At 62.1% G+C, this 20667-nt stretch carries 20 protein-coding genes; 3 read left to right on the top strand and 17 right to left on the bottom strand.

Annotated elements, in window-relative coordinates:
• The first annotated feature begins 20 nt into the window (after window positions 1-20).
• On the top strand, window positions 21-1439 hold the full coding sequence (locus BK670_RS08020) for an FAD-dependent oxidoreductase (protein WP_007909438.1): 1419 nt from the start codon (window positions 21-23) through the stop codon (window positions 1437-1439).
• A 253-nt stretch (window positions 1440-1692) separates the two neighbouring features.
• Window positions 1693-2760, top strand: coding sequence for a uroporphyrinogen decarboxylase (hemE, locus tag BK670_RS08010; RefSeq protein WP_016983859.1), 1068 nt, complete (start codon window positions 1693-1695; stop codon window positions 2758-2760).
• A 134-nt stretch (window positions 2761-2894) separates the two neighbouring features.
• Here the strand turns inward: hemE and BK670_RS08005 are convergent, their stop codons facing one another.
• Window positions 2895-4169: an MFS transporter gene (locus BK670_RS08005; RefSeq protein WP_123449342.1), complete on the bottom strand. Its 1275-nt coding sequence runs from the start codon at window positions 4167-4169 to the stop codon at window positions 2895-2897.
• A gap of 118 nt (window positions 4170-4287) precedes the next feature.
• Between BK670_RS08005 and BK670_RS08000 the strand changes: the two genes are divergently transcribed.
• Window positions 4288-5190: a LysR family transcriptional regulator gene (locus tag BK670_RS08000; RefSeq protein WP_123449341.1), complete on the top strand. Its 903-nt coding sequence runs from the start codon at window positions 4288-4290 to the stop codon at window positions 5188-5190.
• A gap of 104 nt (window positions 5191-5294) precedes the next feature.
• Here the strand turns inward: BK670_RS08000 and BK670_RS07995 are convergent, their stop codons facing one another.
• The 16 genes from BK670_RS07995 to BK670_RS07920 form a co-directional block, all read right to left on the bottom strand.
• Window positions 5295-5732, bottom strand: coding sequence for an excinuclease (locus BK670_RS07995; protein ID WP_123449340.1), 438 nt, complete (start codon window positions 5730-5732; stop codon window positions 5295-5297).
• 151 nt (window positions 5733-5883) lie between these two features.
• The gene (locus BK670_RS07990; RefSeq protein WP_116255739.1) at window positions 5884-6687 is read right to left on the bottom strand and encodes a hypothetical protein; all 804 of its coding nucleotides are present in this window, start codon (window positions 6685-6687) and stop codon (window positions 5884-5886) included.
• A 25-nt stretch (window positions 6688-6712) separates the two neighbouring features.
• A complete protein-coding gene (locus BK670_RS07985; RefSeq protein ID WP_123449339.1) occupies window positions 6713-7939 on the bottom strand; it encodes a beta-ketoacyl-ACP synthase in 1227 nt (408 codons plus the stop codon).
• Complete coding sequence (gene fabG, locus BK670_RS07980) at window positions 7939-8667, bottom strand: 3-oxoacyl-ACP reductase FabG (RefSeq protein ID WP_123449338.1); 729 nt, start codon at window positions 8665-8667, stop codon at window positions 7939-7941. The genes BK670_RS07985 and fabG overlap by 1 nt, the downstream gene beginning before the upstream one ends.
• Window positions 8660-9124: a hotdog family protein gene (locus BK670_RS07975; protein ID WP_123449337.1), complete on the bottom strand. Its 465-nt coding sequence runs from the start codon at window positions 9122-9124 to the stop codon at window positions 8660-8662. The genes fabG and BK670_RS07975 overlap by 8 nt, the downstream gene beginning before the upstream one ends.
• Window positions 9121-10317: a beta-ketoacyl-[acyl-carrier-protein] synthase family protein gene (locus tag BK670_RS07970; protein WP_123449336.1), complete on the bottom strand. Its 1197-nt coding sequence runs from the start codon at window positions 10315-10317 to the stop codon at window positions 9121-9123. Before BK670_RS07970 ends, BK670_RS07975 begins: the two co-directional genes overlap by 4 nt.
• Window positions 10314-10769, bottom strand: coding sequence for a hypothetical protein (locus BK670_RS07965; RefSeq protein ID WP_404942472.1), 456 nt, complete (start codon window positions 10767-10769; stop codon window positions 10314-10316). Before BK670_RS07965 ends, BK670_RS07970 begins: the two co-directional genes overlap by 4 nt.
• A gap of 140 nt (window positions 10770-10909) precedes the next feature.
• A complete protein-coding gene (locus BK670_RS07960) occupies window positions 10910-11635 on the bottom strand; it encodes a class I SAM-dependent methyltransferase (protein WP_123449334.1) in 726 nt (241 codons plus the stop codon).
• On the bottom strand, window positions 11632-12879 hold the full coding sequence (locus BK670_RS07955) for an NAD(P)/FAD-dependent oxidoreductase (RefSeq protein WP_123449333.1): 1248 nt from the start codon (window positions 12877-12879) through the stop codon (window positions 11632-11634). Before BK670_RS07955 ends, BK670_RS07960 begins: the two co-directional genes overlap by 4 nt.
• A complete protein-coding gene (locus BK670_RS07950) occupies window positions 12866-14029 on the bottom strand; it encodes a cation:proton antiporter (protein ID WP_123449332.1) in 1164 nt (387 codons plus the stop codon). The genes BK670_RS07955 and BK670_RS07950 overlap by 14 nt, the downstream gene beginning before the upstream one ends.
• Window positions 14026-16365, bottom strand: coding sequence for an MMPL family transporter (locus BK670_RS07945; RefSeq protein ID WP_123449331.1), 2340 nt, complete (start codon window positions 16363-16365; stop codon window positions 14026-14028). Before BK670_RS07945 ends, BK670_RS07950 begins: the two co-directional genes overlap by 4 nt.
• Window positions 16349-16951, bottom strand: coding sequence for an outer membrane lipoprotein carrier protein LolA (locus BK670_RS07940; protein ID WP_123449330.1), 603 nt, complete (start codon window positions 16949-16951; stop codon window positions 16349-16351). The genes BK670_RS07945 and BK670_RS07940 overlap by 17 nt, the downstream gene beginning before the upstream one ends.
• Complete coding sequence (locus BK670_RS07935; protein WP_123449329.1) at window positions 16948-17373, bottom strand: acyl-CoA thioesterase; 426 nt, start codon at window positions 17371-17373, stop codon at window positions 16948-16950. Before BK670_RS07935 ends, BK670_RS07940 begins: the two co-directional genes overlap by 4 nt.
• Window positions 17366-18910, bottom strand: coding sequence for an HAL/PAL/TAL family ammonia-lyase (locus BK670_RS07930; RefSeq protein ID WP_123449328.1), 1545 nt, complete (start codon window positions 18908-18910; stop codon window positions 17366-17368). The genes BK670_RS07935 and BK670_RS07930 overlap by 8 nt, the downstream gene beginning before the upstream one ends.
• Window positions 18891-19838 (bottom strand): LpxL/LpxP family acyltransferase, encoded by a 948-nt coding sequence (locus BK670_RS07925; RefSeq protein WP_123449327.1) that lies wholly within the window; start codon window positions 19836-19838, stop codon window positions 18891-18893. The genes BK670_RS07930 and BK670_RS07925 overlap by 20 nt, the downstream gene beginning before the upstream one ends.
• The gene (locus BK670_RS07920; protein WP_123449326.1) at window positions 19835-20569 is read right to left on the bottom strand and encodes a glycosyltransferase family 2 protein; all 735 of its coding nucleotides are present in this window, start codon (window positions 20567-20569) and stop codon (window positions 19835-19837) included. Before BK670_RS07920 ends, BK670_RS07925 begins: the two co-directional genes overlap by 4 nt.
• Window positions 20570-20667: the final 98 nt, after the last annotated feature.

The raw sequence follows: 20667 nt of genomic DNA, 5'->3' as shown, positions 1-20667 counted from the left end.
AGTTTGATGAGGTTTTAACAATGGCTGAACGTCTGAATAACGACTTCCAGTTCATCGATGTCGGGCGCAAAGATCCGAAGAAGAAACTGTTGCGTCAACGCAAGAAAGAGTTCGTCGAAATCTACGAACCGTTCAAACCCCAGCAGTCGGCCGATCAGGCCCACCGCTGCCTGGGTTGCGGCAACCCGTATTGCGAATGGAAGTGCCCGGTGCACAACTTCATTCCCAACTGGTTGAAGCTGGTGGCCGAGGGCAACATCCTTCAGGCCGCCGAGCTGTCGCACCAGACCAACACCTTGCCGGAAGTCTGCGGCCGGGTGTGCCCGCAGGATCGTCTGTGCGAGGGTGCCTGCACCCTTAACGACGGTTTCGGCGCGGTGACCATCGGTTCGGTCGAGAAGTACATCACCGACACCGCGTTCGCCATGGGCTGGCGCCCGGACATGTCCAAGGTCAAACCGACCGGCAAACGTGTCGCGATCATCGGTGCGGGCCCGGCGGGTCTGGGCTGTGCCGACGTGCTGGTGCGTGGCGGCGTGACCCCGGTGGTGTTCGACAAGAACCCGGAAATCGGCGGTCTGCTGACCTTCGGCATCCCCGAGTTCAAGCTGGAAAAGACCGTGCTGAGCAATCGTCGCGAAGTCTTCACCGGCATGGGCATCGAGTTCCGTCTGAATACCGAAGTCGGCAAAGACGTGACCATGGAACAACTGCTCGCCGAATACGATGCGGTGTTCATGGGCATGGGCACTTACACCTACATGAAGGGCGGTTTTGCCGGTGAGGATCTGCCGGGCGTCTATGACGCACTGGACTTCCTGATCGCCAACGTCAACCGCAACCTGGGCTTTGAAAAGTCGCCGGAAGATTTCGTCGACATGAAAGGCAAAAAGGTTGTGGTGCTGGGCGGCGGCGACACGGCGATGGACTGCAACCGTACGTCGATCCGTCAGGGCGCCAAATCGGTGACCTGTGCCTATCGTCGTGACGAAGCGAACATGCCCGGCTCGCGCAAAGAGGTGAAGAACGCCAAGGAAGAAGGCGTGAAGTTCCTCTACAACCGCCAGCCGATCGCCATTGTCGGTGAAGACAAGGTCGAAGGCGTGAAGGTGGTCGAGACCCGTCTCGGCGAACCGGACGCCCGTGGCCGTCGCAGCCCCGAGCCGATCCCGGGCTCCGAAGAGATCATCCCGGCCGACGCCGTGGTTATCGCTTTCGGCTTCCGCCCGAGCCCGGCACCTTGGTTCGAGCAGTTCGAGATCCAGACCGACAGCCAGGGCCGCGTTGTGGCGCCTGAGCAAGGTCAGTACAAGCACCAGACCAGCAACCCGAAAATCTTCGCCGGTGGCGACATGGTGCGCGGTTCCGACCTGGTGGTGACGGCGATCTTCGAAGGCCGCAATGCTGCCGAAGGGATCCTCGATTACCTGGGCGTCTAAACCCGGGCCCTGAGCCAAATGCAATAACCCTGTGGGAGCGAGCCTGCTCGCGAAAGCGGTCTGTCAGCCAACTACAATGTTGGATGTACCGGCCTCTTCGCGAGCAGGCTCGCTCCCACAGTTGTTTTTCAGTGTTGCCAATAGAGCATTTCCAGCGCGACAAATTGACCCGATAGACAAAAGGCTGACCTGCATCCGTGCCTTTTGCGTCGCGCTCTGAGAAAATGCCCGCACTTTTTTTCCGGATGCCGACATGACTGCCCTGAAGAACGACCGTTTCCTCCGCGCCCTGCTCAAGCAACCCGTTGACGTCACCCCGGTGTGGATGATGCGCCAGGCCGGCCGCTACCTGCCGGAATACCGCGCCAGCCGCGCCCAGGCCGGTGATTTCATGAGCCTGTGCATGAATCCGGAATTCGCTTGCGAAGTCACGATGCAACCGCTTGACCGCTATCCACAACTGGACGCGGCGATCCTGTTTTCCGACATCCTCACCATCCCCGATGCCATGGGCCAAGGCCTGTACTTCGAGACCGGTGAAGGCCCGCGCTTCAAGAAAGTCGTCAGCACCCTGGCTGACATCGAGGCCCTGCCGATCCCTGATCCGCACAAAGACCTCGGCTATGTGATGGACGCGGTCAGCACCATCCGTCGCGAGCTCAACGGTCGTGTGCCGCTGATCGGTTTCTCCGGCAGCCCCTGGACCTTGGCCACCTACATGGTCGAAGGCGGCTCGTCGAAAGACTTCCGCAAGACCAAGGCGATGCTCTACGACAACCCGCAAGCCATGCACCTGCTGCTGGATAAACTGGCGCAGTCGGTGACCTCGTACCTCAACGGCCAGATCATGGCCGGCGCGCAAGCGGTGCAGATTTTTGATACCTGGGGCGGCAACCTGTCGGCGGCGGCGTATCAAGAGTTCTCGCTGGCCTACATGAAGAAAATCGTCAGCGGCCTGATCCGCGAGCATGACGGTCGTAAAGTACCGGTGATCCTGTTCACCAAGAACGGCGGTCTGTGGCTGGAAAGCATCGCCGACGCTGGCGCCGACGCGCTCGGCCTGGACTGGACCTGCGACATCGGCAACGCCCGCGCCCGTGTTGGCGACAAAGTTGCGCTGCAAGGCAACATGGATCCGACCGTGCTGTACGCCAAGCCGGAAGCGATCCGCACTGAGGTAGGGCGCATTCTGGCCAGCTATGGCAAGGGCAGCGGCCACGTGTTCAACCTGGGTCATGGCATTACGCCTGAGGTTGATCCGGAACATGCCGGTGCGTTTCTGCGTGCGGTGCATGAGCTGTCGGCGCAGTATCACGAGTGATCGCGACACAATAAAAAACGCCCGGCTAAATGCCGGGCGTTTTATCAAGATCAAAAGATCGCAGCCTGCGGCAGCTCCTACATTGGGATTCGCGTTTCCTTGTAGGAGCTGCCGAAGGCTGCGATCTTTTGCATTTAAGCTTTCACACCGCCAAGTGGCGGCAACTTCGCTAGCTTCAACGCCACCAGCAGCGCGATCAGCAACAGCGAGCCGATAAACAGGCCGATCCCGTTCCAGCTGCCGAGATGCCAGAACACCCCGCCTGCCGTGCCGGCAATGCTCGACCCGGCGTAATAACTGAACAGATACAACGACGACGCCTGCCCCTTGGCCTTGGTCGCGCGCCGGCCAATCCAGCTGCTCGCCACCGAGTGCGCACCAAAGAAACCAAAGGTGAAAATCAACATGCCGACAATCACCAGCAGCAGCGGCGTAAACATCGTCAACGCTAGGCCGGCGAACATCAGCGCAATGGTCGCCCACAGCACTTTGCGTCGCCCCAGCTTGTCGGCCAGCGAGCCAATCTTCGCCGAGCTGTAGATCCCCGACAGGTACACCACCGACAGCAGACCAACAAACACCTGATCGAGGTTGTACGGTGCGGCCAGCAAGCGGTAGCCGATGTAGTTGAACAGGGTGACGAACGCGCCCATCAGCACGAACGCTTCGAGAAACAGCAACGGCAGGCCGGCATCGCGAAAGTGCATGGTGAAGCCGTCGAGCAGGCTGCGCGGGTGCAGCGAGCGTGAACGGAAGTTGCGCGACTCGGGAAGAATCTTCCAGAACACCGCTGCGGCAATCATCGCCAGACCGCCGATCACCAGCATCGCCGTGTGCCAGCTGACGAAGTCGATAAGCACCCCGGTGATCAAACGCCCGCTCATTCCGCCAATCGCGTTGCCGCCGATGTACAGGCCCATCGCCAAGCCGATGTGTTGCGGATGAATTTCTTCGCTCAGATAGGTCATCGCCACCGCTGCCAGCCCGCTCAACGACAACCCGATCAGCGCGCGCATGATCAGCACGCCGTGCCAGCTCGGCATCATCGCGCTGGCCATGGTGCACAGCGCTGCCGCGAACAGCGCCGTCACCATCACCGGTTTGCGCCCGACCCGATCAGAGATCGGCCCGGTGATCAGCAGGCCGATAGCGAGCATGCCGGTGGCCACGGAGAGGATCAGGCTGCTTTGCGCCGCGTTGATCCCGTACTCGTGGGACAGCAGCGGCATCATCGGCTGCACACAGTAGAGCAGGGCAAACGTTGCGAACCCGCCGCTGAACAGCGCCAGCACTGTGCGCATGAACATCGGTGTGCCTTTTTCGATGTAGATCTCTTGCAGTTCGGCGACGACATCGTCCGCCGCAGCAGGCGGGACTTCGTGGGCAAGGGGCGCGACAGCAGTTTTCACTTCAGACCTCGGAGGGCACGGCCAGGCAGGCAATGAAAAAATCATATAGCTGGCTAATGTTTCTATCCAATATATTGTTCGACCTGTTTGATAGCTTTAACGACCTAATGAGGTTTCCATGGAATTGCGTCATCTGCGCTACTTCATCGCCGTTGCCGAGGAGCTGCATTTCGGCCGCGCTGCACAGGTGCTGGGGATTTCTCAGCCACCGCTGAGCCAGCAGATTCAGGCGCTGGAGCAGGAGGTCGGTGCGCGGTTGTTCGAACGCACCAATCGTCGGGTCGAGCTGAGTGAGGCCGGCCGGCTCTTCCTGGAAGAGGCGCGGCTGGTGCTGGCGCAGGTGGATAAAGCGGCCGACGTCGCCCGACGTGCGCAACTCGGTGAGCTGGGCGAGTTGAAGATTGGTTTCACCTCTTCGGCGCCATTCAACTCGACTATTCCCCAAGCAATCTTTTCCTTTCGTCAGCGTTTTCCGGCAGTGCACCTCAACCTGCGTGAGATGAGCAGCACACAAGTTGCCGAGGGCCTGGTCGATGAGTCGATCGAGGTGGGCATTATGCGTCCGCTGGGTTTGCCGGATTCGCTCAGCGTGGTCGAGTTGATGCGCGAGCCGCTGGTCGCCGTGCTCGGTTCCAAGCATCCACTGGCGCAAGGCTCGGAGGAGGGCTTGTTCCTCTCGGCGCTGGCGCTGGAACCGTTCGTGTTCTTTCCGCGCAGCTACGGCAGCGGCCTGTATGCGCAACTGCTCAGCCTGGCCCGTGATGCCGGGTTCAGCCCGCACTTCGCCCAAGAGGCGGGGGAGGCAATGACCATTATCGGTCTGGTCGCAGCGGGGCTGGGGGTTTCGGTATTGCCGGCGTCCTATCAGCGCATGCGCATCGACGGTGTGGTCTATCGACCATTGCTGGATCCAGAGGCTGTTTCTGCGGTGTGGCTGGTGCAGCGTAAGGATCAGAAGTCACCGATGGCCAAGGCGTTTGTCGAACTGCTCACCCGTAAGGTCGAACCCTCAAAGGCGTGATTGCTGTGCAATCAAATCGCGAGCAGGCTCGCTCCCACAGGGAAACGCATTCCAAGGTGGGAGCGAGCCTGCTCGCGAAGGCGTCTGCTCAATCAACACAATGTTCAGGGCAACCGCACCAAATCCCCCTTCAACGCCACCCGCGTGACAAAGATCCCCGCCCGGCACTCGTAGGTATTCAAATCCTTGCGCACATGCTGGTCGTAGTAACTGACGATATTCACCACCGCATTCGCGCCGACCCGCTTGGCATCGGCCTGCAACTTGATCAGATTCGACTGCAACACCCACTCGCAGGAGTTGTGATCGCTCTTGTTGAAACCGTTGGTCTTCAAATCACTGACCACCCCTCGCCGCAACAACTGCTGCGTCCCCTGCGGCCCATTGCCAAGCAGATAGAACTTCACACTGCCATCCAGCCGCCCGGCGCGAATCGCGTCCGACAGCACGGTTTCGAAGGGCATGTACATCAGGTTGGTGGCGTGGCTGGAGCTGGGCAGTAGCGCGAAAAGCGTGGCGGCGATCAGGGCTTTCACTTGCATGGTCATCTCCTTGACGGTGAAAGAGAACCGCGAGTGCAGGGCTGATGGGCTCGCCGTTCCACCAGGCGCGGTGCGACGGCCTGTCCGGACGAGTGTAGAGCGGAAATGAGAAGGGCGCCGAATGGCGCCCTTTGTCGTTTCTACAATCCCATCAATCCACGTGCGCCAAATCACCGCGCAGCGCCACGCTCGACACCACCAGCCCGGCACGGCACTGGAATTTTTCGGTGTCTTTGTACAGGTCGCGCTGGTCGACGCTGGCGATGTTGATCACGGCGTTGGCATCGGCTTTTTTCGCCGCGTTCTGCAGAGTGGCCAGGGCCGACTGCAAGGCCCAGAAGCAGGCGTCTTCGTCGGATTTGTTCGAGCCGTTGGTCTTGCGGCTGCTGCTCACGGTATCGAGCTTGCGCACCTGTTTTGGCAAGGTTTCGCCGGCCAGGTAGAACTTCACGCTGCCGTCGAGCAGGCCTGCGTCGGTGGCGCGTTTGACGCCTTCGCGAAAGCTCAGGTAGGTCGGCTCGTCGGCGCCTTGTTTGACGATGCCCAGGTCGTTGACGAACTCGATGTCCGGGTTGATCGACAGTTCTTTGAGCACGTTGTCGCGCAGGCGGTTGACCCAGCGGTTGTAGTTACCGTGGATCTTGCCGTCCTTGGCATCGAGGCCGTAGCTGCTGCGGTAGTCGATTTCAAACGACGTCGGGGTGAACGGAATATCGACTTCGGCGTGATGGCGACCGCGTACGGTGATCGCCGCTTTGATCATGCCCGGACGTACCGATTGCACGACCCACTGGCGATCGTTCAGCGCAGTGACGATGGCGCGGCTCATCTGTTGCTGGGTGAAGCCGAGGTTGGGCGAGAACTCTTCCTTGGCGTTGTAAACCGGTTTGCTGGTGCAACCGCCGAGCACAAAAGCCAGTGCCAACAGAGCGGCGATGCGGTGAAACTGAGTCATTCCCTTCACTCCAAACGTGTTGCGGTCAGTGCCAGCGGCGGAAAATCAACGAGGTGTTGACGCCACCAAAAGCGAAATTGTTGTTCATCACGTAGTCGTGATGCATCTGGCGGAATTCGCCGCGCAGGTAATCGAGTTTGCCGCAGTGCGGATCGACCTCGTCGAGGTTGAACGTGTGCACGTACAGGTCGCGGTTCATCATCTCGATGCTGAACCACGACTCCAGCGCGCCGCAGGCGCCGAGGGTGTGGCCGAGGAAGCTCTTCTGCGAGCTGATCGGCATGCGTTCACCGAACAAACTGCTGGTCGCCAGTGTTTCGGCAATGTCGCCCTGTTCTGTAGCGGTGCCGTGGCCATTTACATAACCGATGGCCTCTGGCGCCAGCCCAGCGTCTTCCAGCGCCAGCTCCATGGCGCGGCGCATGGTCACTTGTTCCGGACGCGTGGTGTGCTGGCCGTCGGCGTTGCTGCCGAAACCGACGATCTCGGCATGGATGTGCGCACCGCGGGCGAGGGCGTGTTCCAGCTCCTCGAGCACCAGCATGCCGCCGCCCTCACCGATCACCAGACCGTCGCGGCCCTTGTCGTACGGGCGTGGGCTGGTCTGCGGCGCATCGTTTTTCAGGCTGGTGGCGTAGAGCGCGTCGAAGACCATGGCTTCGGTCGGGCACAGCTCTTCGGCGCCGCCGGCGAGCATCAACGGCAGACGGCCGAACTTGATCGCCTCGTAGGCGTAACCGATGCCCTGACTGCCGCTGGTGCAGGCGCTGGACGTCGGGATCAGCCGTCCGGTCAGGCCAAAAAAGATGCTGATATTGGCCGCGGTGGTGTGCGGCATCATCCGTACGTAAGAGTTGGCGTTGAGGCCTTCGGCGACCGAGTTGAGCAGCATATTGCCGAACGCTTTGATTTCGTCGGTGCTGCCGGTGGACGAACCGCAAGCCACGCCCATGCGCCCGTCCTTGATCGATTCGTCGCCGAGCAAACCGGCGTCAGCCAGGGCTTTTTCCGCCGCGCCCACCGCCAGTCGCGATACCCGGCCCATGCTGCGCAATTGCTTGCGGGTCCAGTGCGCGGGCACTGCAAAATCATCGATCGGCCCGGCCAGACGCGTGTTGAGTTCGCTGAATCGGTCCCACTCGTCCATCCGGCGGATGCCACTGCGGTTGGCCGCGAAGTTGCCGGCGATGGTCTCCCAGTCGCTGCCCAGCGAGGTGATGCCGGCCATGCCGGTGACGACGACGCGCTTCATCAGCACAAGCCTCCGTTGACCGCCAGAACCTGGCGGGTGATGTACGAGGCTTCCGCCGACATCAGGAAATTCACCGCAGCGGCCACCTCTTCCGGGGTGCCCATGCGTTGCGCGGGGATCATTTTCATCAGTTCTTCCACCGGCACGTTTTCATCCAGCATCGCCGTGTCGATCAGGCCCGGTGCGACGCAGTTAACCGTGATTTTGCGCTTGGCCAGCTCGATCGCCAACGCCTTTGCTGCGCCGATCACGCCGGCCTTGGAGGCGCTGTAATTAACCTGGCCACGGTTGCCGATCAGCCCCGATACCGAGGTGATGCAGACAATCCGACCAGCGGCGCGGCGGCGGATCATCGGCATCATCACCGGGTGCAGAACGTTGTAGAAACCGTCGAGGTTAGTGCGCAACACCACGTCCCAATCGTCATCGCTCAACGCCGGGAACGCGCCGTCGCGGGTCAGCCCGGCGTTCAACACCACGCCGTAATAGGCGCCGTGGGTTTCCACATCGGCTTCAAGAATGGCTTTGCAGGTTTCCCGATCGGCAACGTCGAATTGCAGAATCCGCGCCTGCCGGCCCAAGGCTTCGATTTCAGCCTGAACGGCTTGCGCTTCGACCACGCCGCTGCGGCAATGCAAGACGATGTCGTGCCCGGCTTGCGCCAGGCGCAAGGCAATGGCGCGGCCGATGCCACGGCTGGAGCCGGTGACCAGTACGGATTCAGTCATCGTTCGACTCCTGTGTCTGTTGCAGATATTGATTGACCTGAGGCGGACGGAACACATTCAGGCGCGCGCTGGCGTGAATGCCGGCGCCGTTGATATGGCATTCGAAGACGCCCATGCCGTTGTCGTCTTCCAGCGAGCGCAGGCCATGGATGGTCAGCTCGCTGCCGGCGGGAAAGGCTTCGACATTGCACTCAAACTTGCGCGTACCGAGCAGAAAGCCCAGCTCCACCGGATTGCCTTTCTGCCGCGCGTGGCACCCGGCAAACGCGGCGACGCTCTGCGCCATCAGCTCGATGCCGACCCAGGCCGGCAGGCTGCCGTCGGGCAGATTGAACAGGCCATCAGGCTGGACCGTGAGACGGGTGTAAATCTGCTCATCATCAAAGCTTGAGATGCTGTCGATCAGAATCATGTCGCCCGCATGGGGCAGCAGTTCGGCGAGCGGCCAGGGGGTCATGGAGCGTCTCCGATAATCAGGCTGACGTTGTTGCCGCCGAAGGCAAACGAGTTGCTCATCAGGTAGCGGGGTGCAATGGACGTCAGGCGTTCGCGCGCGGTCACCCAGTGCAGCGGCGGCAACGCGGGATCGGCCTGCGCATCCCAGACGTGCGGCGGCAAGGCGTGATCGGGGTTGTCGGCGCTCAGGCTCAGCCAGCAGAACGCCGCTTCCAGCGCACCGGCCGCACCGAGGGTGTGGCCGGTCATCGGTTTGGTCGACGAGCACGCGACGCCTTCGGGAAACAGCGTGGCAACCGCCAGGCTTTCCATCGCGTCGTTGTGTTGGGTGGCGGTGCCGTGCAGGTTCAGGTAGCTGATCTGCGCTGCTTGCAGATGGGCGCGGCTCAAGGCTTTCTGCATCGCTTGCAGGGCGCCGCGCCCCGTCGGTTCAGGGGCGGAAATATGATGAGCGTCGGAGCTGGCGCCGGCGCCGAGCAACGCGATGGCCGGGCCGTCGCCGGGTTGCTTGCTCATGATGAACAGCACCGCCGCTTCGCCGATATTGATGCCGCTGCGGTTGGCCGAGAACGGATTGCAGCGCTCGTCGGACATCGCTTCGAGTGACGAGAAACCGTTGAGGGTCAGTTTGCACAGGCTGTCGACGCCGCCGCACAGCACCGCGTCGCACAGGCCCAGATCGAGCAAACGCTGAGCGCTCATCAGTGCCCGGGCGCTGGAGGTGCATGCCGTGGAAATCACATAGGCCGGGCCGCTCAGTTGCAACCAGTCGGCGAGGAAATTGGCCGGGGCGCCGAGTTCCTGTTGACGATAATCGTATTCAGCCGGGAACTGCTGCTCGCGGATGTAGTGCGCCAGACCTCGGCTGGCCTCGTCGATGCCCGAAGTGCTGGTGCCGAGCACCACACCGATGCGCTCGCGGCCGAAGGTCTGGATCGCTTCTTCGATGTCATCGCGAATCTGCAGCGCCGCTTCCAGCAGCAACTGATTGTTGCGGCTGCGCTGATCGGCGAGTTCTGCCGGGATCGGCGCCAGTTCGCCTTGGACGGTCGCGACGGGCAACTCACGCTCCGCCACCCAGCCGGACTCGCGGCGCATGCCCGAGCAGTCGCCGGCGAACAGGTTGCGCGCGACGGTTTGTTTGTCGCGGCCCAGTGCGCAGATCACGCCGAGGGCATTCAGGTAAGCGGTCATGGCGTCGGTTCACCCAACGGAGAAACGCGATACTGCGGGCCTTGAGGCAGGTTCAATTCGAAGCTCAACGGTTGTGAATAACGGATATCCCAGCGCGATGGCAGGGCGCGTTGCTGGCCCTGTTGCAGCGCAGCGGGGTAATTGCGCAGCAGCTCGCCGGACGGGGTCAGGGCGAACAGCAGCGCAGCAAACAATTCCCGGGCTTCGGGGTTCGGCGGCAGCAGGCCATCGGCCTGCCAATGGCCGTCGATCAGTTGCTGACGCGCCTGGGGAATGCCCAGCGGGTCCATCATCGACCAGCGAATGCCCGGGCCTTCGCGCTGGATCACCAGCAACCAGTCCTGGCGTTGTTCGGCTTGTTGGCGTTCGATGTGCAATTGCAGCGGCAGGGGCAGCGTCGGGTTGCTCGCAGGCAGCGGCGCCTGGCTGGCGCAGGCACTTAACAAAAGCATCAAACCGACCACAAAAAGTCGCCACACCGCGGACACTGTGGGAGCGAGCCTGCTCGCGAAGACGCCGGCACATTCAACAAAGAGGCTGGCTGACCCATTGCTTTCGCGAGCAGGCTCGCTCCCACAGGTTATGTGTCGCATCAACGATCACCTTCAAGCGGTTTACGCGCTACCACGTTGACCAACGTCTCTTCCCGTTCACCAAACGGCTTCGGCTTGCGCAAGCCGAACCGCTCGAGCAAACCGAAATCCTTCGACCGGCTCCACCACAGATACGGGTACGAAACATTGCGTTCGCCGAACTCGAAACCCTGCCCGCGAATCATCTGCAGATACTGCGCCGCACTCTTTTGCACGTGCATCGGATGACGGAACAACCAGCGGATCACCCACGTATCAATGTAAGCCTCGGTGGACTCGGCGAACAGCAGATAGCCACCCGGTTTCAGCACCCGATAAAACTCGGCGAGGGCCTTTTCCTGCTCGACCAAATGATGAAAGGTCTGGTGGCAGAACAGCAGATCAACGCTGGCGTCCGGCACATCGAGCGTCGCGCAGTCACTGCCGACCAGCTCCACCTCCAGATCCAGACGCGCCGCTTCTTCGCCGCTCAATTCAAGGCTGTGCGGGTCGGCATCAACGCCGATCAGGCGCTGTGGCGCGAAGGTCTGGCGCAGATGAGCGAACGACTTGCCCTGACCGCAACCGGCATCCAGCAGTACCGGGTTTTGCGGCAGTGCTTCACTGAACAAACCGCGTAAATCATTGATCGCCACGCGCAACACATGGTGCTGCCAGGTGTGGCTGCGCAGGAACCAGAGACCGAAGCGGGTTTCCTCGACGTAGCTGTCGCTCAAGTAATTCATGGGGCGTCCTTTGCACAGAGTTCGGAAATCATCTTCAAGCGGCGGCGGGCTTCACTGACGAACGGGTTGCGTTCATCCCAGGCGTAGCCGGCGAGGATCGAGCAGATCATCCGGCGGATGTCGGCCTGGCTGTCTTGATAAAAAATCACGTCTTGAAAAGTACCGGCATACCAGCCCTCGACGTAGCAGCGGAAGGTGTCGACGCCGCGCTTGAGTGGCTCGGCAAATTCGCCTTGCCAGTCGACCGTTTCACCTTGCAACTGACGGTGCAGCACCGCTGCCGCCATGCTCGCCGAGCGCATGGCGATGGTCACGCCGGAGGAGAACACCGGGTCAAGAAATTCTGCCGCATTGCCGAGCAAGGCAAAGCCCGGCCCATGCAGGGTTTTCACATTGGCGGCATAACCACCGAGCGTGCGCGCCGGGGTGTCCCACACCGCGTTTTTTAATACGCCGGCAAGGCTCGGGGTTTCGGCGATGAAGCCGCGCAGGCAGGCATCCAGATCGGCATCGCGGCCGTTGAAATGCTCTTGCGCCGCGACCACGCCCACCGAGCAACGGCCGTTGCTGAACGGGATCGTCCAGAACCAGATATCGCGATGCTCCGGATGGGTGGTGACGAGAATTTTTTCGCGGTCGAACGCCGGGTTGTCGATGTGATCGTCGACGTGGGTGAACACGGCCTGACGCACGGGGAAATTCGAGGGTGCTTCCAGGTCCAGCAAGCGTGACAGCACACGGCCGTAGCCACTGGCATCAAGGACGAAATCGGCTTCGACGCGATACTCGCTGCCGTCTTCGCGACGCACCTCCAGTTGCGGTTTCACTCGGTCGAAATCGACGCTGACGATGGCGTCGCCGTAGCGGATTTCCGCGCCTTGCAACGCCGCTTGATCGGCCAGCAGCTTGTCGAAGTCGGCGCGCTGGACCTGGAACGTGGTCGGCTTGCCATCAGTGAAGGTGTCGCTGAAATCGAAGGCGCTGTAACGCTCGCCCCAGGCGAATGCGGCGCCGGTCTTGCGCTGGAATCCGGCGGCATTGACGGCGTCGAGCATGCCGGCTTCTTCGACGAAATCCAGGCAATGGCTGAGCAGGCTTTCACCGATCGAAAAGCGCGGAAAATGCTGGCGCTCGATCACCAGCACATCGTGGCCCTTGCGCTTGAGCAACGCCGCAGCGATGGCGCCGGAGGGACCGGCGCCGATGATCACGACCTGACGGGATTCCATTTCAACGATTGGCACGTGAACTCCGGGGCAAAGGATGTTGCAGATTCAATGGCGCGCGATGCAGGCCGATCAGGGCCGGTAGCAGCGTCGCGATCAGGCCCATCAGCATCAGCGCGAAATACAGCGCCGGCGTGATGAGTTGTTGTTGCAACAGCAAATTGAGGAAGACGATTTCGCTCAGGCCACGAATGTTCAGCAGCACACTTTCGCGCCAGCGGCTGGCGCCTTCGAACGAGGCGCCGGCCCAGCCGAGACCGAGCCAGTTGCCGAGCAGTTTACTGGCAATCGGCAACAGCAGCAGCGCCGCCCATTGCAGCGGACCAAGGCTGGCGAGGGCACTGTGCACGTCGATCTGGACGATGCCGAACGTCAGAATCAGCGGGATCGCCAGCCACGTCTGCAAACGGCTCATCCAGCGCGCCGGCAACGGCAGCACCAGCGGCACTTTCAGCGCGGCCATGCACAGCAGGTAGCCGATGCCGAAGATCAGCGCGTTGAGTTTGTAATGCTCGGCCATCACCAGCAGCGCAAAGAAACCGAGGCTGTAGGTCAACGGCCGGCGCACAGCGAGCAGGCGCAACAACAACGGCACACAGGCGAGCCCCAGCGGCAGTAACAGACTGCTCAGATGCAGACTGCCCTGAGCGAGGCCAAACAGCGTCCAGCAGGTCAGGTCAATGAGGATCGCGGTCTGCACCAGTCGCCGAGTGGCGGCCGGCGGATATTCGATGTGGCGCAGGTACAGGTACAGCACCGGGATCGCGGTAATCGCGAACACCAGACCGATCGCCAATGAGTTGAGCCACGGCTGCGCGGGCAACAGCCAATACGCTGCCGCCAGGCCGCAGGCGAACGGCACGAGGAAACTCGGCAGGGCGATTTTCACGCTCTGGCGATCGAGTTTCAGGTCGATCACATCACTGAGGATATGCCCGAGCAGCAGGGCAAAACTCAGGCTGTAGAGGTTCTTCAGCCAGTCTGGCGCGATCAGTTCGGCGCCACTGAGCTGCCAGCCCGGCTCGATCCAGAAATACATCAGCAGCGGCAAGCCGAAGCTCGCCAGTAGCAATTGGCTGACGATCGGGATCAGGCCGAAATGGCGCCCGATGCGCGTGGCCACGGCGAACAACGCCAGGGCCAGCAGCCAGAAGCCGACGACCATCACGCTGCTGGCTCCGTGACGGCGGCGGCCTGTTCGTGGCGTCCGGCCCACGGTGCGAGCATGAAACTGAACGCGAGGCCGAGGCTTACCGACAGACCGAAGTTGCTCACCGCCGGGGTGCTGGAAACCGCCAGCAAACCAAACGACAGCCATGTCGTCACAGCGGCCAGCAGGGTGCCGAGCAGGCTCACCGCCGCACCGCCGACTTGTTCACGCATGAGAATCGCGTAGTCAACGCTGATCGCCGTCACCAGCAGCAGGCCGAACAGGCTGAACAGGGTCAGCGGCTGACCGAGCCAGCCAAGGCTGGCCAGACTGCACAGCGCGGCGAGCAGTGGCAGGGCGACGATGCGCAGGGCACCGCCGAGACCGAACGGCAACATCAGCATCAGCACGATCAACGCACAGGAAGCGAGTTTCAGTTCAGCGGCGCTGATTTGCGTCGCCGCAAAGACTTCATTCAACTCACCGAGACGATCGACCAGCGTCACCCCCGGCAAATCCAGCGCCTGCACCCGCAACAGCGCCGGGTTGTTCAAACCTTGCAGGCTGGTCATCGCCGCCACGCCGTTTTCGCTGGGGCCGAGCCAGAGCGTGCGATAAGGCTCGCCGAGCGGGCCGGCCAGTGCCGCGTCGATGTCCTCGGCGGGCACAGTCTGCAGCTGTTGCAGTTCGTTTTGCAGGGCGGCGAGCGGCACGCCGAGTTCGAGCAGTGGCTGCCAGTATTGCGGCAACTTGTTCAGCGCCTGGCGCACCTGTTCTTGCTGGTTCGGCGGGCTGACCAATTGATCGAGGGCCAGATAGCCTTGCAGCTTGTCGAGGTTGACCAGTTGCTGCAGACGCTCGCTCAGCGCGGCTTGCCGCTCGAGCAATTGCTGCTGATTGTCGGCGCGTACGAGGAAAAACTGGCTGGTCGGCTGATAGCCGGTGATGCGCGCGATGGTCTGCGCTTCATCGGTCAGGCGTTGCGGTGCGCCGACCCACTGGCGAATGTCATTCTTGCTTTGCAACTGCAGCAGACCGCCCACACAGAAGGCGATCAGCAGCGCCAGCAACACTGGCGTGCGCACGCGTTCGAGGAGTTTTTCGCGCAGCGCGACCATGCGCTCGGCCAGGTGCAGCGGCCATTGCGCGGGACGCAGTTCAACGTTTTTCAGCAGTGCCGGCAACAGGCACACCGCCGACAGATAGGCACCGAGCAAGCCGGCGGCGGAGAACACGGCGATTTGCGTCAGCGCCGGGAACGGCGTCCACGCCAGCGCCAGATAACCGATGGCACTGGTGATCAGGCTCAGGGTCAGCCCGGAAAGCGTCAAACGCAACGCCGGCCAACTGCGCCATGGCTTCAGGCTCCAGCTCTTCGACAGATAGTGCAGCGGGTAATCCACGGCCACGCCGATCAGGCTGGAGCCGAGCACCAGTGTCATCACGTGCATATGGCCGAACAGCGCCACACACGCCACCGCGCCGAACAGCATGCCGACCAGCACCGGCACGAACGCCAGCAACACGCGCCAACGGCGGAAAGCGAGCAACAGCAGCAACAGAATACCGACCGTGGCACCGCCGCCGACCCAAGTCATTTCGCGAGTCGCTTGCTGTTGACCGTTGGCGGCGTACAACAAGCCGCTGGCGGCCAGCAGTTGCACGTCGGATTTCGCCGCCTGCTCGCGGCTGGTTTGCAGCAGTGCCGCGACTTGCAGCGGCAGGTTCATATCGAAAGCATTGCCGGTGGTCCGTGCCCGTAGCAGCACCCAGCTCTTGCCGTCGGCATCGGCAATCAGCGCGCCGCTGCCGATGTCCAGTTGCACCGAACCGTGCTGCGGCTGGCTGTTCTGGATGCGCCCGGTCAGGCCCAGCCAGTCATCCTGACTCGGCACCAGACTGAAACCGCTGAACGGGTCGAACAGGGCTTGTACGCGTTGCTGAATGAACACGTCGGGGTGTTCGATCAGCAGTTGCCGATCATCCGCCGAGAGCATCGCCAGTCGCCCGTGCAGCAGTTGCGTGCGCAGCGCGGGCAGATCCGCCTGCAGGTTCCACTGCACTTTCTCGAACAGACCACTGGCCTGCCATTGCTCGCCCAGCGTTTGCGCCATCGCCACCGCGTGCTGACGATCGGCGTGGCCGACCAGCACCAGCATTTCGCGGTTGAGCGGTTCCTGCATGCGTTGTTCGGCGCGCTGTTCGAGGGCGTCCGGGTGAGTGCCGGGCACCAGCTCCATCAGGTTCGCTGATAGCGGCGCACCGTCGCGCCATTGCCAACCGGCCAGCGCGATGACCGCCAGCAAAAGGATCAGAAACAGCCAGGGCAGCCTGCGTTCACTCGGCAAAGTCATGTTGCTCCGCGTCGCTCAACGGTTGCCCGGCGGTGCTGTCCTGCATGCGCAGCACGGTGCTGTCGCCCTGGGTTTCGAGCAGTTCGATGGTTTGCACCAGCGCGCCGCCGTCGATGTTGATCTGGTTGAACACTTGCTTGAGCAGCAGCGAGCGCGGGGTCAGGGTGAGTTTCCACTGCTGTGCATCGCCGCTCAGGGCCAGTTCGAAGTCGCGTTGCAGGCCACTGCTGTCACCTTGCAGTACGGCGAGGAACAAGCGGTTCTGCTCGGCCCCGGCGCTCTTGTTCGGCAGCAGTTGCCAGCCGTTGCCTTCACGCCGGGCGATGCCCTTGGCGGTGATGCGGTAGTCCTGTTGCAGCGGGGTTTTCAGCAGCCAGAGCAGACCGTGGTTTTTCGCCAGGACGAAGTGGCCCTTACTGAGCAACGGCTGGGGCAGGGCGCGCAGGTGTTTTTCCTGGATGAACTGGCCGTGGATCACGTCCGGTTTCGCCAGTTGCTCGCTCAGTTGTTGCAGGTCGAAGGCGTTGGCCAGCGACGACACGGCCAGCAGCGCCACTGCGCCAAGGCTTCTGAATAACAGGTTCATCGCAGCATCCTTTCCACGGCATCGGTGAAGACTTTCGGTGAGGCAAGTTGCATCTCGCGACTGCTCACTTCGACGGCGACCTGCACCGAGCTGGCGCGGGTCAGGCGTTCGCCGCTTTGCAGGTCGGTGATCAGGTAATTGATCTTCAGGCGGTTTTCCCACTCGACCAGGCTGGCGCGCACATTCAGGCGCTGACCGAACACTGCACCGCGCACGTAGCGCAGTTGCAGGTCGATGATCGGCCAGGCATAACCGGCCTCGACCATGTGCGTGTAGTTGTGGCCGATCTTGTCGAGCAGCGCGCAACGCGCCACTTCCAGATACTTGACGTAATGGCCGTGCCACACGACGTGCATGGTGTCGACGTCAAAGAACGGCACGAGGATTTCGGTGTCGGCGTGAAGCACTCCGGCGCTACGCATGCAGCCTCCAGTGTTGCGCGGCGATGCGTTGCAGGCACAGGCGCAATTCGCCTTCCAGGGCGCGGTCTTCGATGACCGGCGGGAAGTCCTTGGCCAGTTCTTCATACATCGCGGCCAGCGACGGTGGCAGCGGTCGCGCGTCTTCGGCTTGAGCACGCAGCCACACGCCTTGATTGGCCGCCAGCAGGGTGGCGGCGGCGACCTGTTCGGTCAGTTCCAGCACGCGGATCGCGTCGCGGGCGGCGATGGTGCCCATGCTGACTTTGTCCTGGTTGTGGCACTCGGTGGAGCGTGAGAACACGCTGGCCGGCATGGTGTTTTTCAGTGCTTCGGCGGTCCACGCGCTGGTGCCGATCTGCACGGCTTTGAAACCGTGGTTGATCATGGCGCGATCCGCCGGAGCACCGGAGAGGTTGCTCGGCAGGCCGTGGTTGTAGCGTTCATCAACCAGCAGCGCGAGTTGCCGATCCAGCAGGTCAGCAACGTTGGCCACCAGGTTTTTCAGGCTGTCCATGGCGAACGCGATGTGCCCGCCGTAGAAGTGCCCACCGTGCAACACGCGTTCGGCTTCGGCGTCGATGATCGGGTTGTCGTTGGCGCTGTTCAGTTCGGTTTCGATGAATGAACGCAGCCAGGTCAGGCTGTCGGCCAACACACCGAGCACGTGCGGGGCGCAACGCAACGAGTAACGATCCTGCAGGCGATGCAGCGGCGCGGTCGGCGCATCGATCGCCAGATCCTTGCGCAACCATGCGGCCACCTGCATCTGCCCCGGATGCGGTTTGGCGGCGAACAGGCGTTCGTCGAAGTGCTCCGGGTTGCCTTGCAGCGCGACCACATTGAGCGCGGTGATGCGTGTGGCCAGTTGCAGCAGGTAGTCGGCGCGGGCGTAAGCGAGGCAGGCGAGACCGGTCATCACCGCAGTGCCGTTCATCAGTGCCAGCGCTTCTTTGGGGCGCAACACCAAAGGCGTCCAGCCGAGTTCGCGATGCACATCGGCAGACTGACGACGTTCGCCACGGAACATCACTTCACGCTCGCCGGACAAGGTCGCGGCGACGTAGGACAGCGGCGTCAGATCACCGCTGGCACCGACCGAGCCCTCTTCGGGGATCAGCGGCAGGATGTCGTTTTCGAGAAAGGCGTGCAGGCGTTCGAGAAGCTCTACGCGCACTCCGGAGACGCCGTGGCACAGCGACTGCAAACGCGCCGCCAGCACTGCGCGGGTGGCTTGCGCGTCGAGCAGTTTACCCAGTCCGCAACCGTGAAAGGTGTAGAGGTGACGCGGCAGCGCTTCGACGTGATGCAGCGGCACCGCAACCACGCAGGAGTCGCCGTAACCGGTGGTCACGCCGTAGATCACGCCTTCCTTGTCCAGCAGCGAATCGAGAAACCGCGCGCCCTTGGCGATGCGTTCGCGATAGTCGGCATCGCTCTGCAACTGCACGGGTGCCTGACGGTTGGCCAGAGCCAGCACGTCTTCGATGTGCAAAGGGCGTTCGCCGAAGGTTACCGGCTCATGGGTTGGCGTCGTCATCGGTCTTCCAGAAAGGGTAAAAGTTGAACCATTGTTGCGGCGCTTCGAGGCAATAGTGACTCAGGCGCTGCGCATAGCGGGTGGCCCACTGATGAATGACCTGCTCGCGCTCGCTGCGCTTCCACACCACGGCATCGGCGAAGGGTTCGAGGGTCAGACGGTAGTGGCCGTCCGGTTGCTTGAGGCACATCAGCAGGTTGACCGGGCATTTCAGCAGGCCGGCGAGCAGCCACGGGCCTTGCGGGAACGGCGCCGGATGGCCGAGAAAGTCCACGGTGACACTGCGCCCGCCGTGCAGCGGCACGCGGTCGCCGGCAATCGCCAGCCACTCGCCGCGCTCCAGCCGTTCGTGCAGTTGCAGCATGATCACCGGGTCGAGTTCGCTGACCTGAATCAGGCGCAGATTGGTCGCGCCAGCTTCACCGAGCAGGCGGTTGAATTGCTCGGCGTGCTTGGTGTGCACCAGCACGTTCATGGTGACCTTTTCGCCGATCTCGGCCAGTGCGCGACACACTTCAAGATTGCCCAGGTGCGCGCCGACCAGCAGTTGCCCGCGACTGCCGCGCAATTGATTGCGCAGCAGGGCCGGGTCGATGATTTCGATTTGTTCGATGCGCAGTTTGCCGTTCCATACGTCGAGCTTGTCGAGCATCGAATCGGCGAACGCCATGAATTGACCGAACACCCGCCAATGAGTGGCGCGTAAATCTTCGCGCTGGCTCCACGCGGCCAGGCGCTGCTGGTATTGCCAGGCACTGCGCCGTGCGGTGCGGCCGAACAGGAAAAAGTACAGGACGATGCCGTACAGCAGCGGACTGAGCAGGCGTCGCCCCAGAACCTTGGCGGCGAATGCGGTGAATTTCATCAGCAAGAAGCTGCCGCGCTCTTCGCGGTCGGCCCAGTGCTTTTTGTCGGCCTCGCCAGTCATGCGCGCCACCGCCGCCAGAGGATCACCGGGAAACGCAGCAACATGCCGAGAAACAGCCGTGTGTGCATGCTGGAAATCAGCGCGTTGTCGTGGAACAGCCGGAAGTGCGACACACCGTCCAGCGGGTAATGCACGCTGGTTTGCAGCCAGCGCATCGGCTGATTGCGCCACGACAGGCGCACGAGAATGTCCGAGTCGAAATCCATGCGCTTGCCGACTTTTGCCGAGTCGATCACCGCCAGCGTCGGCGCCAGCGGATAGACGCGGAAACCGCACATCGAATCGCGAATCTGCAGCGACAGCGTGTTGATCCAGACCATCACATGGGTCAGGTAGCGCGCGTACAAGCGGCCTTTCGGAACGCTCTCGTCGAACAGCGGATAACCGCAGATCATTGCCTCGGGATGGGCGCGGGATTCCTCGACGAAGCGGGCGACATCGTGCAAATCGTGCTGCCCGTCGGCATCGACCTGCAGCGCATGGCTGAAACCCAATAGCGAGGCTTCACGCAAACCGGTCATCACCGCGCCGCCCTTGCCCTGATTGGCAGTCAGGCGCACCAGGTGCACGTTGTCGCGTTCGGCCAGTACGTCGAGCACTTTTGCGCAGGACGGGCTGCTGGCGTCGTCCACCAGAATGCACGGCAGGTCTTGCGCGAGCAGAGCATCGACCACGGAGCCGATCGCGGTTTCGTGGTTATAAACCGGGATCACTGCACAGGGGTTATGCATGGAGTACCTGCCCTTTGTGGCGAGGGAGCTTGCTCCCGCTCGAGTGCGCAGCGCTCGCCCCCGGTAGGGTGTCGAGTATGTTTGGGGCTGCTGCGCAA

Source organism: Pseudomonas fluorescens, from assembly GCF_003732425.1.
Lineage (GTDB): Bacteria > Pseudomonadota > Gammaproteobacteria > Pseudomonadales > Pseudomonadaceae > Aquipseudomonas > Aquipseudomonas fluorescens_BE.
This window is presented reverse-complemented; position numbering and strand designations above follow the sequence as displayed.